Source organism: Amycolatopsis vastitatis, assembly GCF_002234595.1.
GTDB classification, from domain to species: domain Bacteria; phylum Actinomycetota; class Actinomycetes; order Mycobacteriales; family Pseudonocardiaceae; genus Amycolatopsis; species Amycolatopsis vastitatis.
In genome coordinates this window covers 84,576-100,652 of sequence record NZ_NMUL01000026.1, presented here as the reverse complement: position 1 = coordinate 100,652, position 16,077 = coordinate 84,576, and the positions used below count along the sequence as shown (strand labels likewise).

The window sequence follows — 16,077 nt, the reverse complement described above, 5'->3', positions numbered from 1 at the left end:
CTACCGTTCAACCGACCGAAATTCGAAAGAATGACCGGAGGCCTCCCCCGGCCCGGAACGTTCCCGGAGAAAGCGCAACCTGGCCCGGCCACCGTCGTTAACCGCTTCGTCACTTCAGGGGAGGAACCATGCCGGCCGTCAGATCGAACATCGTCCCGCTCCGGCACGCGCGGCCGGGAGTGGTGGCGTACGTGAAGAGCCCGGCCGACTGGTTCGTCGCGAACAGCGGCTGGATCCAGGGCAGCGACGGCGTCGCGCTGATCGACACCTGCGGCACCGAGTCGGCGACCCTGGAACTGCTGCGCGACGTCCGCAAGTACGCGGGCGAGGTCGAGCTCACCGTCGTCATCACCCACGCGCACGGCGAGCACCACAACGGCCTCGGCGTCGCCCTGCGTGACGGCGGGACGGCACTGGCCGCGCCGGGCAGCGTCGAACTGGTCAAGGCGGGCCCGCAGACCTACGGCAACGTCTTCACCTGCACCCGGTGGGGCGTGCTGGAGCCACCGGAGCCGGACGCGGTGCGGCCGGTGAGCGGCCGGCAGCGCCTCGACCTCGGCGGCGCGGCCGCCGACGTGGTGGCCGTGCCGGGCGTCGCGCACACGGCGGGCGACCTGGTGGTGCACGAGCCGCGGTCGGGCACGCTGTTCACCGGCGACCTGGTGTTCATCGGCAGCACGCCGGTGGCGGTGCACGGCTCGATCCCCGGCTGGCTCGACGCGCTCGCCTGGCTCCAGGACACGTTCCGGCCGCGCACCGTGGTCCCCGGCCACGGCCCGGTGGCGACCCCGGGCCACACCGCCTTCCACGCGATGCGCGTCTACCTGGAGTGGCTGCTGGAGGCGACCGCGCGCCAGTCCGACTTCACGAAGCTGGCGAAGCAGGCGTCGCTGCGGTGGCCGGGGTGGCGCAACCCGGAACGGCACGTCGGCAACCTGATGCGCGCCTACGCCGACCAGCACGGCCGCAAGCTCGACGTCGACCTCGCGATCGACGCGGTCCTCGCGGCGGCGGGCGGCCGCATCGACCTCGACTACCTGCTGGACCGCGAACCGGTCCGGCAGATCTCCTAGCCTCCGCTCCCGGCCCGGCCCGGACGTCATGAACGACTCGTTCATGTCGTCGGAGGTCGTGAACGAGTCGTTCACGACATCGCCACCGGCACCGGCACGAGTTCCTCAAGAGCCCGCGCCGCCCAGGCTTTCCAGCAGCGTGCGCAGCGTCGCGGCCAGTTCGTCGCGCTCGCCGGCACCCAGCGCGGCCAGGATGCGGTGCTCGGTTTCCACGTGGTCCGGCAGGACCCGGTCGATCAGCTCGCCGCCGGCGTCGGTCAGCTCGACCCGCACCCCGCGGCCGTCCGCCTCGTCCGGGGTGCGCTTGACCAGCCCGCGGGCCTCCAGCTTGTCGAGCCGCTGGGTGACGGCCCCGGACGTGACCATGGCCGAGCGCATCAGCTCGGTCGGGGTCAGCCGGTAGGGCGGTCCGCTGCGGCGCAGGGTCGCGAGGACGTCGAAGCTGGAGCGGTCCAGGCCGTGGCGGGCGAACGTGCGGCGCAGCTCCGCGTCGACCAGCACGCTCAGCCGGCTCAGCCGGCCGATCACCCCCATGGGGGATACGTCGAGGTCGGGACGCTCGGCGTGCCACTGCTCCAGGACCCGGTCCACGTGGTCGGCCATGGCCCTCAGCGTAACGGATGCCTTAGCGGTAAGTGAGACAGTAGCGATCTACTTTAGCGCTGAGGTAATCTACCTTAGTGCTAAACAACCGGTTCGCCCTCATCCTCGTCACCGCCCTCGCCCCGGCCATCTGGGGCACCACCTACCTCGTCACGACCGAGTTCCTGCCACCCGGCCGCCCCCTGCTCGCCGCGGTGATCCGCGCCCTGCCCGCCGGGCTGCTGCTGGTCGCGCTCACCCGCCGCCTGCCCCAGGGCGACTGGTGGTGGCGCTCGCTCGTGCTGGGCACCCTCAACATCGGCGCCTTCCTGGCCTTGCTGTTCGTCGCCGCCTACCGGCTGCCCGGCGGGGTCGCCGCCACGCTCGGCGCCCTGCAGCCGCTGATCGTCGCGGGCCTGTCGACCGGTCTCCTCGGCGAACGCCTGAACCGCCGGACCGTGCTCGCCGGCGTCGCCGGGGTGCTCGGGGTCAGCCTGCTGGTCCTGCAGTCCGACGCCCGGCTCGACGCGCTCGGCGTCGCCGCCGCGGCCGGCGGCGCGGTCGTGATGGCCACCGGCGTCGTGCTGAGCAAGCGCTGGACGTCCCCCGCGCCGCTGCTGGCCACGACCGGCTGGCAGCTCGTCGCGGGCGGGCTGGTGCTCGTGCCGGTCGCCCTGGCCGTCGAAGGCGCTCCCCCGCCGTCGCTGTCCGGCGCGAACCTGGCGGGCTACGGCTACCTCGCGCTGATCGGTGCCGCGATCGCGTACGCCTTGTGGTTCCGCGGGATCCGCGCGCTGGCCGCGACGCACGTGACGTTCCTCGGCCTGCTGAGCCCGGTCGTCGCGACCCTGCTGGGCTGGCTGGTGCTCGGCCAGCGGCTGACGGCGTGGCAGCTGCTCGGCGCCGCGATCGTGCTCGCCGCCGTGGTGTTCGCCCAGCGGCGGACCGGGCGGCGTCAGCCGGCGAAGCCGCCCTTCACCACCGGCGTATCCCCGAGCCACGCGCACGCGGGCACGCCGGTACTCGACGGCACGGGCACCGCCCGGCCCTTCACCTCCACCCCCGGCTGCCCGCAGGCGACCAGCTCCACCACGAGCACCGGTACGACGAGCACCGCGGTCCGCACGCGCATGATCGGCTCACCCCGATTCCCTCTCACCACTCCCGCCGGGCACACGCCCTCCGCCGCACACCCGGTTCAGCGGCTCACCGGATCGGCGGAGTCCGGCCCGGTTCCCGCACGCCGTTGTGACCTCGGCGGGGTCATCATGGAACCGTGCGGATCACGGCCTGGTGGGGCGGACTCAGCCCGCGGCGGCGCTTGATGCTGAGCAGCGTCGCGGTGGCCGTGGTGGCCGTGGTCGCCGCCGCCGTCGTCGCCACCTCCGGAGCGAAAGCCGCGCCGGAGGCCGGGACGCCGGACCAGAACCGGCCCGGCCCGGTACTGCTCGTGCCCGGTTACGGCGGCGGCCAGGGGGCGCTCGACGAGCTCGCCGCGCGGATCCGGCAGGCCACCGGCCGCACCGCCGAGGTGCTCACCCTGGCCGGGGACGGCACCGGCGACCTGGTGGAACAGGCCGCCGTCCTCGCCGCGGCCGTCGAACGGGCGTACGAGCAGGGGGCGCCGTCGGTCGACGTCATCGGGTACTCCGCGGGCGGGGTCGTGGCCCGGCTGTGGGTCAGCCGCGAGGGCGGCGCCCACCAGGCCCGCCGGGTGGTGACGCTCGGCGCGCCGATGCACGGCACCGGGCTGGCCACGGCGGGCAGCGCGCTCGTCCCCGGCGCGTGCCCGGCCGCGTGCGTCCAGCTCGCGTCGGGCAGCAGCCTCCTTCAGGAGCTGGCGAAGGAACCGATCCCGCCGACCCTGCCGTGGCTGTCGATCTGGACCGACCGGGACGAGACGGTCACCCCGCCGGACTCCGCCCGGGTCGACGGCGCGGTCAACGTCGCCCTGCAGCAGATCTGCCCCGGCAACGAGGCGGCCCACGGCGACCTGCCCATGGACCCGGCCGTCACCGAGCTCGTCCTCCAGGCCCTCGGTACCAGCCCGATCGAAGTCCCCACGGACTGCCTCAGCTCGTGACGTCCTTCGTCGCGAAGTTCGCCCACGCCGCGCCGAAGAACACCACGATGTAGCCGGCCTGCAGCAGCAGCCCCTGGTCGATGTTGCGCCACAGCACCGGATCGCGGAAGAAGTCGATCCACGACAGCCAGTAGTGCGTCGGTAAGTAGGGCTTCACGGACGCGGCCGCGTCGAGGGCCTCCAGCACCGAGCTGATGATCAGCACGGCGAGCCCGCCCAGTGCGGCCCCGAGCGCGGAGTCGGTCACCGTCGAGAGGAACACGGTGATCGCGGCGAACCCCAGCATCGACACCACGATGTAGGTCACCGCGCCCAGCAGCCGCAGGCCGAGCGCGGACGAGCTGAGCGACTGCCCCGACAACGACGTCACGCCGGACGGCTGCCCGCCCGGGCCGGCCACGCCCGGAGTGCCGCCGGTGCCGAACAGGAACACCCCGAGCACCAGCGAAGTCAGCACGACGATGACGATCGCCGCGGTCACGTAGACGGCCAGCGCCACCATCTTCGCGCCCAGCAGCCGGGTCCGCCCGACCGGGCGCACCAGCAGGTACCGCAGCGTCCCGCCGGCGGCCTCGCCCGCGATCGCGTCGCCCGCGACCACCGCGACCGCGATCGGAAGGAACAGCGGCAGCACGAGCGCGAGCGCGGCGGCCGGGTACAGCGCGCCGTCGTTCACCACCGCCGACAGGAACGCCCCGCCCTGCCCGGGCGGCGGCGCGAAGTCAGCCGTCGCCAGGAAGACGCCGACGATCGCGGGCAGCAGGCACAGCAGCACCACGCTGACCCACACCCGCGGCCGCAGCGCGAGCTTCCGCAGTTCGACGCCGATCATCGCCCCGCCCCGAACCGGTCCGAGCCCGGACCTGTCACGTCGAGGACGACCTGTTCCAGCGTCCGCTGCTCGGCGTGGATGGACGTCACGCGCACCCCCGCGCCGACGAGCAGCGCGTTGAGCGCCGCCGGGTCGCCGTGCCGGATGACCAGCCGGTCGCCGTCGCGGGCCTCGAGCTGCCCGTCGAGGACGGCGGCCGCCGCGGTCGCGTCCGGTGTGCCGACCAGCACCCGGCCGGTCGCCGCCCGCAGCGTGGCCAGGTCGTCCTCGAGCACGAGCCGTCCGCGGTCGACGACGCCGACGCGGGTGCACAGCTGCTCCACCTCGGCCAGCAGGTGACTGGACAGGAACACCGTGGTGCCGCCCGCGTTCAGCGCCACCAGCAGTTCCCGGATCTCCTTGATGCCCTGCGGGTCGAGGCCGTTGGTCGGCTCGTCGAGGATGAGCAGCCGGGGCCGCCGCAGCAGCGCGCCGGCCAGCCCCAGCCGTTGCCGCATGCCGAGCGAGTACGCCTTCACCGGCCGCTGGTCGACCCCGCCGAGCCCCACCTGCTCGAGGGCTTCGTCGATGCGACGACGTCGCGTGCGCCGCCCGCCGCCACGCCCGGCGGCGTCGAGCAGCGCCAGGTTCCGCCGTCCGGACAGGTGCGGGTACGCGGCCGGGCCCTCGACGAGCGCACCGACTTCGGGCAGCACCTCGGCGACCCGTTTCGGCACCGGCTTCCCGAGCACTTCGATCTCGCCGGTGGTGGCGTAGACCAGGCCGAGCAGCATCCGGACGAGGGTGGTCTTGCCCGAGCCGTTCGGGCCGAGGAAGCCGTAGCGGTCGCCTTCGCGGACTTCGAGGTCCACGGCGTCGACGGCCACCGTGGTGCCGTACCGCTTGGTCAGCCCGCGCGTGACGATCATCGGCCGCTCCGGCGCAGCCGGGACAGCTCGTCGGCCACGGACTTCAGGACGTCCGGGGTCACCGTCCCGGCCAGCAGGTACGAGCGGCGGGAGACGGCCGAGCGGACGATGCCCAGGGACAACGGCGTGATCGACAGCTGCACCACGGTGCCGGCGGCCAGCTTGACCTGCACCCCGCCGGCCTTGCCCGCGGCGTCACCGGCCGCCGCGGCGACGGTGCGCGGCACGGCGATCACGGCGAACGACGCGAGCCCGGAGCCGTAGAGCGCGGCGCCCTCGATCCCGCCGAAGCTCGACGACGTCACCGGGCGGCCGGCGAGCTTCGCCGGCAACAGCACCTCGCCCATCGCACCGAGCACGTTCGAGACGTCCGGGGCACTCGCCACGGTGAACCCGGACCCGAGCGCGGGCCGCGGCGCCTCGACGACCGGCGTCGTCTGCGCCAGCTCCCGGAACTCGGTGACGAGGATCGGCGCGCGCTGCCCACGGGCGGTCAGCTCGACCCGCACGGCCACGCCGGTCGCCGGGTCCGCCCAGACGTCGACCTGCCCGATCGTCGTGTCCGGGTCGGCGGGGACGAGCCGGAGCCCGGACGCGGCGACCCCGGCGACGTTCCGTCCGGGGAGCGCGCTCACCGGGTCGTTCCCGGCGGCCCGGAGGATCCGCCGGGCGAGCTCGGGCGGCAGGAGGTCCCCGCCGCGCGGGAGCCGCACGGCCGGCTCGCCGATCAGCTCGGTCAGCGTGTTGTCGCCGTAGTCCCACGTGTATTCGCCGTCGGGCAGCCGGTAGACGTCGTGCTCGCCGGCGGTCCCGAGGATGTCGACGCGGTAGCGGTCGGGCCCGGCGTACCACGCGCGCATCGGCGTCTTCATGGAGAAGAGCGCGGTGACGGCGCCGAGGTTCGGCAGCTCCGGCAGGGCGAGCGAACCGGTGCTTTCGGCGTAACCCTGGTACGGCCGTCCGGCGGAGTCGAGGACGAGGGTGCGCAACCGGGCCGGATCGGCCGCCGCTCCGGCCGGGGCGAGCGCGGCGACGACCGACGGCGCGGACACGAGCACCGCGGCCACGGCGGCGACGACCGCCCACCGGCGCCGCTTCTCGTGCCGCACCACCGAGGGCGTCATCCGGCATCACCTCATCGTCCTTTGTACGCCATGGAACCGGGACCCGGGCTATGGTCGAAGGGTGACGACGCCCGTTCACGCTGCTGTCCTGAGCTAGTTCCCGCTCCGGTCCTTCGCACACCCCGCACCTCTCGCGGGTTCTTCGTCGTGCCCGCAGCAAGAACGGAAACCCTTCACCCGTGGCTTTTCTCGTCCTGCCCGGCGAACCCGATCGCCGGCTGTTCACCCCGCCTTCGCGTCGCGCCGTCGCCGCCGACGACCGGCTCCCGGCCGACGCCGCCCTCCGCACGATGTCCGCCGGGACCGCACTCCGGTGGCGCGGCAGCTACCCGGCCGCACGGCACCTGCTCGACGCCGTGAACCGGCGGATCCCGCCGCCCCCGCCGGCCGACTACCCCCGCTACCGCGCCGACCGGGCCCGCCGGGCCCGGCTGCTCTCCCTGCTGTACGTGCCGCTGGATCCGGGGCACGTCGTCCCGCTGCGCCGGGCCCCGGACGTCCGCGAGGCGTGCACCGCGGTCTACGGCCCCCCTGGACGTCCCGGCGGCGGTGCCGCTGCGGGAACTGCTCGGCGTCCTCGGTGCCGCCGAATGGCGTCGCCGGGGCATCGCCGTCCCCGCCTTGGGCGGGCGGATCCACCCGCACTACGGCGTTTTCGCGCCGCTGCGGCAGGAGTACGTCGACCTCGTCGCGGAGACGCCGTTGCCCGGCACGGACCCGGCGTTCGACATCGGCACCGGCACCGGCGTGCTCGCCGCCGTGCTCGCCCACCGCGGCGTCCGGCGGGTGGTGGCGACGGACTCCGATCCCCGCGCCGTGGCGTGCGCGACCGAGAACCTGGCCCGGCTGGGCTTCGGCGCGCGCACCGAAGTCGTGCGCGCGGACCTGTTCCCGCCCGGCCGGGCCCCGCTGGTGGTGGCCAACCCGCCGTGGCTGCCCGGCCGTCCGCGCACGCCGCTCGACCACGCGGTGTACGACCCGGGCAGCCGGATGCTGCGCGGGTTCCTGGACCGGGCGCGCAGGCACCTGACCCCGGATGGCGAGGCGTGGCTCGTGCTTTCCGACCTCGCCGAGCACCTCGGCCTGCGCACGCGCGGCGCACTGCTCGGCTGGATCGCGGCGGCGGGCCTGCGCGTCGCCGGCCGGACGGAAACGCGGCCACGCCATCCGCGCGCGCTCGACCCGGCCGATCCGCTGCACCGGGCACGGGCCGCCGAAGTGACGTCACTCTGGCGACTCAGTCCATAGTGGACACGTCCCGATGTCATGAACGACTCTTTCCTGTCGTCTGACGACAGGAAAGAGTCGTTCATGACATCCCGAGGCGCGCGACGGCCTCGACGGCTTCCCGCGTCTCCCGGACGTTGTGGGCGCGGAAGACCGCGGCGCCGGCGTGCGCCGCGATCGCCGTCGCCGCGAGGGTGCCCGCCAGGCGGTCGTGGGCCTCGACGTCGAGGGTTTCGCCGATGAGGTCCTTGTTCGACAGCGCGACCAGCACCGGCCAGCCGGTCGCCACCAGCCGGTCGAAGTGCCGGAGCAGCTCGAGGCCGTGCCGGGTGCTCTTGCCGAAGTCGAAGGTCGGGTCGATCAGCACACCGCCGCGCGGGACTCCGGCGGCGACGGTCCGCTCGGCCGCGGTGGTCAGCTCGGCGACGACGTCCGCGACAACGTCGTCATAGCGCGGCCAGAAGGGCCGGTCGGGGGTCGGCGCGGGGTACGGGTCGGTCCGGACCGGCATGCCCCCGACGTGGGAGCAGACGTAGCCCGCGCCGAACTCGGCGGCGATCTCGACCAGCTTCGGGTCGGCGCCCGCCCAGGTGTCGTTGAGCAGGTCGGCGCCCGCTTCGCAGACCTGCCGCCCGACCTCGTGCCGCCACGTGTCGACGCTGATGGCCAGCCCGGGGTGGCGGTCGCGCACCTCGGCCACGAACGGCACCACCCGGCGGATCTCCTCGTCGACGTCGACCTCGGGGCCCTCGCCCGCCTTCACCCCGCCGATGTCCACGATGTCGGCACCGGCCGCGACCGCGCGGTCGACGGCTTCCCTGGCCGCGTTCCCGGCGAACGTCGCGCCCTTGTCGTAGAACGAGTCCGGCGTGCGGTTGACGATGGCCATGACCAGGGCGCGGTCGCCGGGCATGCGGCGGCCCCGGAAGACCACCTCCGGCCGGTGTGACGTCATGGTCACCACCCTGCCAGGTCACAGCTGGGGCCGAAACGCCGCGTCCGGGGCCACCGGCGGCTATCCTCGGCGCGCGAGGGAGCAGGGGGAAACGCATGAGCACGACCGGTGAGGGCCCCGCCCGCAGCGAAGCCGAGCTGATGATCGCCGAGGCCAAGAAGGCCTTGTGGGTGATGGTCGGCCTGCTGGCGGTGCTGTGGCTGGTGCAGATCGTCAACGCTGTCGGGGGATACGACCTGAGCGGCGAGTTCGGCATCGAGGCGCGCAACCCGGCATCGCTGCCGGAGATCTTCAGCGCCCCGTTCATGCACTCCAGCTGGGGCCACATCGAAGGCAACTCGGGGCCGCTGTTCGTCTTCGGGTTCCTCGCCGCCTACCGCGGGGTGAAGAAGTGGCTCAGCGTGAGCGTGCTGATCATCGTCGCGAGCGGGCTGGGCGTCTGGTTCATCTCTCCGTCGAACTCGATCACCGTCGGCGCCAGCGGCCTGGTGTTCGGCTACTTCGGCTACATCATCGTGCGCGGACTGTTCGACCGGCACCCGATCGACATCGTGATCGGGCTGGTGATGGCGTTGTGCTTCGCCTACCAGTTCACGTCGCTGCTGCCCACCGACGAGCGGGTCAGCTGGCAGGGCCACCTGTTCGGGTTCGTCGGAGGCATCGTCGGCGGCTGGCTCTTCCGCGACCGGCGGCCCAAGGCGGTCACCGCCCCCGACGCGGCGACCGCCCTGCTCCCCAAGGACCTCAGCTAGGCGGCTCGAGCTCCGCCTCGACGACGATCCGGACGTACCGGCCGATCAGCGGCCGCGGCGCGCGCATGCCGAGCGGCGCCCGGTCCAGCGTCCCGGTCGCGCGGACCCGGGTGCCGCCGGGTGGCTCGACGTCGAGCGTCAGCGGGCACGCCGTCCCCCGCAGCCGCAGCTCGCCGGTGACTTCCCAGCCGCCGCCGCGCCGCTGCACGCCGCCGGCCACGAACGTCAGCTCCGGGCGGGCGGCGCTGTCCAGCAGGTGCGGCTTCCGCAGGTCGGCGTCGCGGCGCGGGTTCCGGGTGTCGAGCGCGCCGAGGTCCAGCTCCGCGCGGACGGCCGTCACCTCGCCGTCCCTCACCTCGACGGTGCCGGCGCGGACGCCGATCGTGCCGCGCACCCGGTTGAAGCCGAAGTTGCGGACCTCGAAGGCCGCCGTTGTCCGTCCACTGAGGACAGTCCACGTCCCGGTGCGGAGCGTGGCCGCCGTGTGCGGGCTCATCGCGCACCCGCCGTCGCCGGCAGGGCCGCGTGCAGCACGCGGTGCAAGTCGATCCGGTCGGCGCCGGGCAGCAGCGCTGGGTCTTCGCCGGGCAGCAGCTCGGTGGCCATGATCGCCTCCTGGACGGCTTCGACCGTCGCCAGCGACGCGGTGAACCCGACGACGACCAGGGACCGGTCTTCGGCGATGAGGGCGTAGGTCGTGCCAACGCCCTCGATGCCCCGCACCGCGGGCCAGATGCGTTCGCGCCCCGCGCGCTGCTCGGCGGCCGACTGGTCGGCGCTGCGCGGCCCGTCGAACCAGGTGATCTGGGCGTAGGCGGCGGCGTCCGACGCCGGCTGCACGTCGACGACCCGGTAGACGCCGGTGTCGAGCCAGGTGGTCCCGGCGGGCCGCCGGGCGGCGGCCTCGTCCGCGGCCGCGGCGTCGGGCCAGAAGGTGACGACGGCGCCGGCCTGGCCGCCGAGCTGGGTGAGCGTGGCGGCGCCGAGGGCGCCCTCGCCGAGGTCGTGAGTCCCGAGAGGACTCCTGAACTGGTGGATCGTGGCGTACATGGGTGCTCCCTTTTCGCTGGTCAAGCCGTTGGGAGCCACTCTCGCCACGGACGGCTTCCCGGACATCAGTGCCAGTACGGAGAACGGCACGGAAACCGGACGCGGAGGGGATACTGCTCGGGTGACGCGCAGCGAGCCGTTCGTCGGGCGGGCCGGTGCCGCGGCCGACCTGCGCGCGTGGCTCGCGGCGGCGGCCGGGGGCACCGGCGCGCTGGTCCTCGTCGGCGGTCCGGCGGGGATCGGCAAGACCCGCCTGGTCGAGACCGTCACGGACCGGGCCGCCGTCTGGGGCCGGTGCGTCGACGACCCGGGCGCCCCGCCGCTGTGGCCGTGGCGGCGGGTGCTGCGGGCGCTGCCGGAAGCCGGCGCGGAGGTTTCCCGCGCCCTCGCCGACCTCGACGGCCGCGACGGCGCCGACCTGGTCGCGGCCCGGTTCCGGTTCGTCGCGGTGGCCGCCGACGCGCTGGTCGACGCAGCCGGCCCGGACGGCCTCGTCGTGGTCCTGGAGGACGTGCACTGGGCCGACGAGGCGTCGCTGCGGCTGCTGCGGCACCTGGCCGGGGAGATCCGCCGCTCCCGGCTCGCCGTGGTCGCGACGTACCGGGACACCGGCTCGTCCGGCCCGCTCTTCGAGGCGCTCCCGGACCTGCTGGGGCGGCCGGGCACGGAAAGCCTCCGCCTGGACCCGCTGACCGAGCCCGACGTCCGCGCCTACCTCGCCGGGATCGGCCGGGCCGATGCCGACGCCGTCGACGCGTGGCGGCGGTCGGGCGGGAACCCGCTCTACCTCAAGGCGGTGGCCCGGTCGGCGGCGACCGGCGGCGGCGAGGCCGAGCTGCGGCACCTCGTCCGCACCACGGTCGCCGGGCTGGACGCGGGGACTCGGGAGCTGCTGGCGATCGCCTCGGTCCTCGGCGAGGAGGTCGAAGCGCACGTCGTCGCCGAAGTGGCCGCGCAGCCGGTGGACGGCGTCGTCGAGGCGCTCGACCGCGCGGTGCGCGCCGGCGTGCTGCTCCCCGCCGTCGCCGGATCCCGGCGGTTCGCCCACGCCGTCGTGCGCGACGGGATCTACGCCGACCTCGACCAGGGCGTCCGCGAGGAGCTGCACGCCCGGACGGCGGCCGCGCTGGAGCACCGGGCCGAGCCGGGGGTCGTGGCCGGGCACTGGCTGCGGGCCGCGGCGACGCCGGACGCCCTCGCCCGCGCGGCGGACTGGGCCGAAACGGCGGCGCGGGACGCGACCCGCTCGCTCGCCTTCACCGAAGCCGCGCGCTTCCTGGCCCTCGCACTCGGCTGCCGCCGCCGCGCGGGCACCGGCGACGGGCTCGCCGCCCTGCTCGTCGACCTCGCGACCGCGGAGTACCGGGCGGGCCGGTTCGCGCGCAGCCTGGACCACGCACGCGAAGCCGCCGCGCTGACGTCCGATCCGGCGCTGGCGGCCGCCGCGGCGCTCGTCGTCCGGGACACCGCCGCGCCCGGGCTGCTGCCGGAGATGGCTGAACTCACGGCGTCCGCGCTGGCCGCGATCGGCCCGGACGGGGATCCGGCGGTGCGGGCGAAGCTGCTCGCGCAGTCGGCCTCGGTGGCGGCCGACTGCGGGAAGACGAGCGAAGCGGCGAAGGCCGCCGACGAAGCGCTGGCCCTCGCGGAGTCCTCCGGCGACCAGGAGGCGCGGCTCGACGCCGTCCGCGCCCGGCTGAAGACGCGCCCGAGGGACCTGCCTCTGGCCGAACGGCTGCGGCTCGGCGCGCTCGCCGTGTCCCTGGGCGGACCCGGACGGCCGCTCGTGGCGCTGTGGGGGCACAAGTGGCGGATCGACGCGGCGTTCGAGGTCGGCACGATCCCCGTGGTCGACGCCGAGCTGAGCGCGATCTCCGACCTCGCGGCGACGACGCGGCTGCCACTCGTCCGCTGGCACGAGCTGCGGCTGCGGGCGTCCGTCGCGGCCTACCGCGGCGCGTTCGCCGAGAGCCGCGAGCTGAACCGGCTCGCGGCCGAGCTCGCGGAGGCGGAACTGGGCGAGGACCGGTCCACGGTCGCGATGTCCTTCGCCTTCGCGCAGCAGCTGGCCGAGGTGGTCGGCGACCCGGCCGAGCTGCCGGACGGGTACGACGAGCTGCTGGCGATCGCGCCGCCGCTGCCGATCACGGTCGTCTCCCGGCCGCTGTGCGCCCTGATCACCGGCCGCCGCGACGAGGCGCGAGCCGCCTACGACGCCCTGCGCCCGCACCTGCGCGACCCCGATTTCGTCGGGCATCCGCCGGGGATCGGCCCGACCCTCCTGCCGCTGCTGGAAGCTTTCGAGGACCTTGAAACCGCGGAGTGGCTCGCGAAGCGGATGGAGGAGGAGCCGCCGGTCGGCTCGCGTGGCGCGGGCACCTTCTGCAGCGACTGCTCCAGCAGCTGGGCCGGCCGCCTGGCCGCCCTCCTCGGGCGGCACGCCGAGGCTGTGCCGCTCTTCGAAGAGGCGATCGCGTGGGACACGCGGCTCGGCGCCCGGCCCTACGTCGTGCACAACCGCGTCCGGCTGGCGGGCGAGCTGGCCACGCTGGGAGAGCTGCCGCGGGCGGAGACCCTGGCCCGGCAAGCCGCCGACGAAGCCCGGCGGCTCGGCATGCCCGGCTGGGTGCGCGACGCGACCGCGTTGCTCGACCAGGTGCGCACCGAAGCCGATCCGCTGACCGGCCGCGAACGGGAGATCGTGGCGCTGGTGGCCGGCGCGCTGAGCAACCGCCAGATCGCCCACCGGCTGGTGCTGTCCGAGCGCACGGTGGAAAGCCACGTCCGCAGTGTCCTGGCCAAGCTGGGGCTGGCGAACCGGACCGAGGTGGCGGCGTGGGCGCACCGCCGGGGCCTTATCGCGGACCGAACTCGAACACCGCTTCGATGAAAACGACGAACTGCCGCACCGACCCCGGCTCGCGCCGCGGACCGCGCGGTCGCGCAGCCTGTGCAGCGCTGTGAGGTCACTATGAGATCGCTGTGCATCGGGCCGCGCACGCTGCGGATCCGGCGCCGCTGTGGTGATCTGGACCGGTGGCGATCAAGTTTCCCCGCACCGCGCTGACGGCCGCGGCGACGTTGCTGGTCATGGGGACCGGGCTGGTCCTCGGCACCGGCACGACCGCCGACGACGCCTACGCCGCGGGCGCGGTCACCACCCCGGCACCGACTCCGGTCACCCTCGCCGCTCCGCCCGCGCCGAAGGCCGCTTCCCCGGTCGGGGCGCTGTTCGCGAACGGCAGCCACTTCTGCACGGCGAGCGTCGTGCACTCCGGCGCCGGCGACCTCGTCCTGACCGCCGCGCACTGCGTCCGGGACGGCATGACCTTCGCGCCGGGCTACCACGACGGCGTCGCGCCGTTCGGGATGTGGCCGGTGACCTCGGTGTCCGTCGCCGACGGCTGGCGGTCGTCGGCCGACCCGGATCTGGATTTCGCGTTTCTCACCGTCCGGCAGGCCGGAAACGCGAACTCGCTGGAAAGCCTCACGGGCGCGAACGTCCTCGGCACCGACCGCGGATTCGACCACCGGATCACCCTCACGGGCTACCCCGACACGACCGATTCCCCGGTGGTCTGCGAAGGAACCACCACGCGCTCGGACACCTACCAAATGCGCGTGGCGTGCCCCGGTTTCCCCGACGGCACCAGTGGCGGGCCGTGGGTGACCGACGGCGCGGTCATCGGCGTCATCGGCGGTTACCAGCTCGGCGGGGATACGCCGGACGTTTCCTACAGCGCGTATTTCGACGACGACATCGCGAAGCTGTACGCGTCGGTCACCGGCTGAAACGCGAACCGGGCCCGCGTCCCTGGCGGAAGACACGAGCCCGGTTCACCTCTCGCGAACCCTCAGCAGGTCACGATGAGCCCGGTGAGCGCCGAGCACGTCTTCGACGCGCTGTCGTTGGCGCTGCTGGGATCCTCCGGCGAGCTCGCCGTCCGCTTGGCGGTCGTGGTGTACGAACCCAACGCGAGCAGGCCGCCGTTCACGGAGAACTTGGGCGTCGCGGACGCGCCACTGGCCAGCGAAGCGACGTCACAGTTGACTGTCCGAGTGCCGCTCACGTGGACGCACCCGGCACCGCTGCCGAACGACAGGCCCGCCGGATACGTTGCCACGACCCGGATTCCGGACGCCGCGGCCGGGCCGCTGTTCGTCACGGTCACCGTGTAGTCGATGCGCGCGTTCAGCCCGCCGTGCCCGGTGGCGCCCAGCGCGACCTTGACGTCGGCCTGCGTGGCCGGCTCGGCGATGGTGATCACGGGGCCGTCGAGGGTTTCGAAGGCGTAGTTGTCACCGACGAACTGGTGCTGCAGCGTGAACGACCCGGGTGCCGCGGTGTCCTTGACTCGCAAGGTCCACACCGTGGTCCTCGTGCCGCCGGCCTCGAGATCGCCGAACGCGGCACGGTAACTGCTCCCGGCCTGGAAGCAGCCGACCGCCGTCGTGTTGGTGCAGGACACGACGTCGACGACGTCGGTGATCGCGGTCGGCGTGCCGTAAATGGCGCCCTTCGCGAAAGTCACCGTGAAATCGGTGGGGTTGTAAATGGTTTGCGTGACGGTGAATGTCTGCCCCGGCAGCACGGTAGTGGGACTGACTTCGACGGAACTGGTGGGCGGTGCGGCCTGCGCCGCGGGCGCGATCGCGAGGAACGCCGTGGCCAGTGCGGCCACCGAGGACAGAATCGTGGTCCGTCGCCAGCTTCTTTGCATAATCGTCATCTCGCTGTTCCGGTCCGGGGAATGCCGCTCTGACAGATTTTCGTGGTCTTTTGTGGACAGCCGACGCTGATCAGTCGTCGCACTCCCGGAATTCGTTACCGCCATCCGGACGCGCCGCGGCACCGCCGTCAGGAGGGACGCCAGCGGCCGTTCATCTCACCCGGGCGCGGCGGCGGGCCCGGCAGATCGGGGCCGCCCGCCGACAATCCCTCGACGAGCAGGGCGAGGTACCGGCGCCGCAACTGCGCGGTGCGCTCCGGGTCGTCGACGCGGATCGCCGCGCAGCATTCGAGGATCATGCCGATGTCCTCGGCGACGGCGTCACGGCGCAGACGCCCGCTCTCGTGGGCCCGGGCGACCAGGCCGGCCGCCAGCTCGTTGGCCCGGCGGGCGTCGGCGCCCATCTCGGCCGTCGGGGTGAACGTGCCCGCGAGGTGGACGGTCAGCGAGTGCACATCGGCGTCCACGACCCGGGCGAGGAACCCGGTCAGCGCCGTCCAGCCGTCGGGCTCCCCGGCCGCGGCTTCGGCTTCGCCGATGAACCGGCGGAGGCCGTCGTGGCACAGCCGGCACAGCAGCACCTCCTTGCTGGGGTACCGGCGGTAGAGCGCGCTGATCCCGACCCCCGCACGCTCGGCGACGTGCGAGATCGGCGCCTTCGGGTCCACGAGGAAGACCTGGCGGGCGGCATCGAGGATGACGACGTCGTTGCGGGCGGCCTGGCCGCGGCGGCCGGGCAGGGCTGTCTCACTCATGGGCCG

At 73.9% G+C, this 16,077-nt stretch carries 14 protein-coding genes and 2 pseudogenes; 7 read left to right on the top strand and 9 right to left on the bottom strand.

All coding sequences use genetic code 11. The features are described 5' to 3' along the window. Positions 1-128: 128 nt before the first annotated feature. A complete protein-coding gene (locus tag CF165_RS25695; RefSeq protein ID WP_093950123.1) occupies positions 129-1,073 on the top strand; it encodes an MBL fold metallo-hydrolase in 945 nt (314 codons plus the stop codon). A 105-nt stretch (positions 1,074-1,178) separates the two neighbouring features. Here the strand turns inward: CF165_RS25695 and CF165_RS25690 are convergent, their stop codons facing one another. Then, positions 1,179-1,676 carry a MarR family winged helix-turn-helix transcriptional regulator gene (locus CF165_RS25690; RefSeq protein WP_093950122.1) on the bottom strand — a complete coding sequence of 166 codons (498 nt, stop codon included), beginning with the start codon at positions 1,674-1,676 and terminating at the stop codon, positions 1,179-1,181. A gap of 77 nt (positions 1,677-1,753) precedes the next feature. Between CF165_RS25690 and CF165_RS25685 the strand changes: the two are divergent. Both CF165_RS25685 and CF165_RS25675 read left to right on the top strand, forming a co-directional pair. Next, a pseudogene (locus tag CF165_RS25685) lies at positions 1,754-2,638 on the top strand (EamA family transporter); the annotation flags it as partial. Positions 2,639-2,931: 293 nt separating this feature from the next. Next, positions 2,932-3,738, top strand: coding sequence for a lipase family alpha/beta hydrolase (locus CF165_RS25675; protein WP_240521782.1), 807 nt, complete (start codon positions 2,932-2,934; stop codon positions 3,736-3,738). Here the strand turns inward: CF165_RS25675 and CF165_RS25670 are convergent. Genes CF165_RS25670 through CF165_RS25660 form a run of 3 tightly spaced genes read right to left on the bottom strand, consistent with a single transcriptional unit; the run spans position 3,728 to position 6,602 of the window. Continuing rightward, positions 3,728-4,570, bottom strand: a complete 843-nt coding sequence (locus tag CF165_RS25670; RefSeq protein ID WP_093950121.1) for an ABC transporter permease — start codon at positions 4,568-4,570, stop codon at positions 3,728-3,730. The genes CF165_RS25675 and CF165_RS25670 overlap by 11 nt on opposite strands. Further along, positions 4,567-5,478, bottom strand: a complete 912-nt coding sequence (locus CF165_RS25665; RefSeq protein ID WP_093950120.1) for an ABC transporter ATP-binding protein — start codon at positions 5,476-5,478, stop codon at positions 4,567-4,569. Before CF165_RS25665 ends, CF165_RS25670 begins: the two co-directional genes overlap by 4 nt. After that, complete coding sequence (locus CF165_RS25660; RefSeq protein ID WP_093950119.1) at positions 5,475-6,602, bottom strand: LolA-like protein; 1,128 nt, start codon at positions 6,600-6,602, stop codon at positions 5,475-5,477. The genes CF165_RS25665 and CF165_RS25660 overlap by 4 nt, the downstream gene beginning before the upstream one ends. Positions 6,603-6,781: 179 nt before the next feature. On the opposite strand from CF165_RS25660, the pseudogene CF165_RS25655 reads away from it, so the two are divergent. After that, positions 6,782-7,850 (top strand): annotated as a pseudogene (locus CF165_RS25655) (methyltransferase). A 61-nt stretch (positions 7,851-7,911) separates the two neighbouring features. Here CF165_RS25655 and folP read toward each other — a convergent pair. Further along, positions 7,912-8,784 carry a dihydropteroate synthase gene (gene folP / locus CF165_RS25650; protein ID WP_093950168.1) on the bottom strand — a complete coding sequence of 291 codons (873 nt, stop codon included), beginning with the start codon at positions 8,782-8,784 and terminating at the stop codon, positions 7,912-7,914. A 95-nt stretch (positions 8,785-8,879) separates the two neighbouring features. Between folP and CF165_RS25645 the strand changes: the two genes are divergently transcribed. Next, positions 8,880-9,536, top strand: coding sequence for a rhomboid family intramembrane serine protease (locus tag CF165_RS25645; RefSeq protein WP_093950118.1), 657 nt, complete (start codon positions 8,880-8,882; stop codon positions 9,534-9,536). Here the strand turns inward: CF165_RS25645 and CF165_RS25640 are convergent. Together CF165_RS25640 and CF165_RS25635 are read right to left on the bottom strand one after the other, a co-directional pair. Beyond that, complete coding sequence (locus tag CF165_RS25640; protein WP_093950117.1) at positions 9,529-10,032, bottom strand: YceI family protein; 504 nt, start codon at positions 10,030-10,032, stop codon at positions 9,529-9,531. The genes CF165_RS25645 and CF165_RS25640 overlap by 8 nt on opposite strands. Further along, the gene (locus CF165_RS25635; RefSeq protein WP_093950116.1) at positions 10,029-10,586 is read right to left on the bottom strand and encodes a hypothetical protein; all 558 of its coding nucleotides are present in this window, start codon (positions 10,584-10,586) and stop codon (positions 10,029-10,031) included. The genes CF165_RS25640 and CF165_RS25635 overlap by 4 nt, the downstream gene beginning before the upstream one ends. A 121-nt stretch (positions 10,587-10,707) precedes the next feature. Here CF165_RS25635 and CF165_RS25630 point away from each other — a divergent pair, with 121 nt between their 5' ends. Next, positions 10,708-13,476, top strand: coding sequence for an ATP-binding protein (locus tag CF165_RS25630; protein ID WP_093950115.1), 2,769 nt, complete (start codon positions 10,708-10,710; stop codon positions 13,474-13,476). Between the two features lie 200 nt (positions 13,477-13,676). Then, positions 13,677-14,378: a trypsin-like serine peptidase gene (locus tag CF165_RS25625; protein ID WP_093950167.1), complete on the top strand. Its 702-nt coding sequence runs from the start codon at positions 13,677-13,679 to the stop codon at positions 14,376-14,378. A 62-nt stretch (positions 14,379-14,440) separates the two neighbouring features. Here CF165_RS25625 and CF165_RS25620 read toward each other — a convergent pair whose 3' ends face one another. Next, positions 14,441-15,268 carry a DUF11 domain-containing protein gene (locus CF165_RS25620; RefSeq protein WP_093950114.1) on the bottom strand — a complete coding sequence of 276 codons (828 nt, stop codon included), beginning with the start codon at positions 15,266-15,268 and terminating at the stop codon, positions 14,441-14,443. 176 nt (positions 15,269-15,444) lie between these two features. After that, on the bottom strand, positions 15,445-16,071 hold the full coding sequence (locus CF165_RS25615; RefSeq protein WP_093950113.1) for a TetR/AcrR family transcriptional regulator: 627 nt from the start codon (positions 16,069-16,071) through the stop codon (positions 15,445-15,447). Between the last annotated feature and the right edge of the window lie 6 nt (positions 16,072-16,077).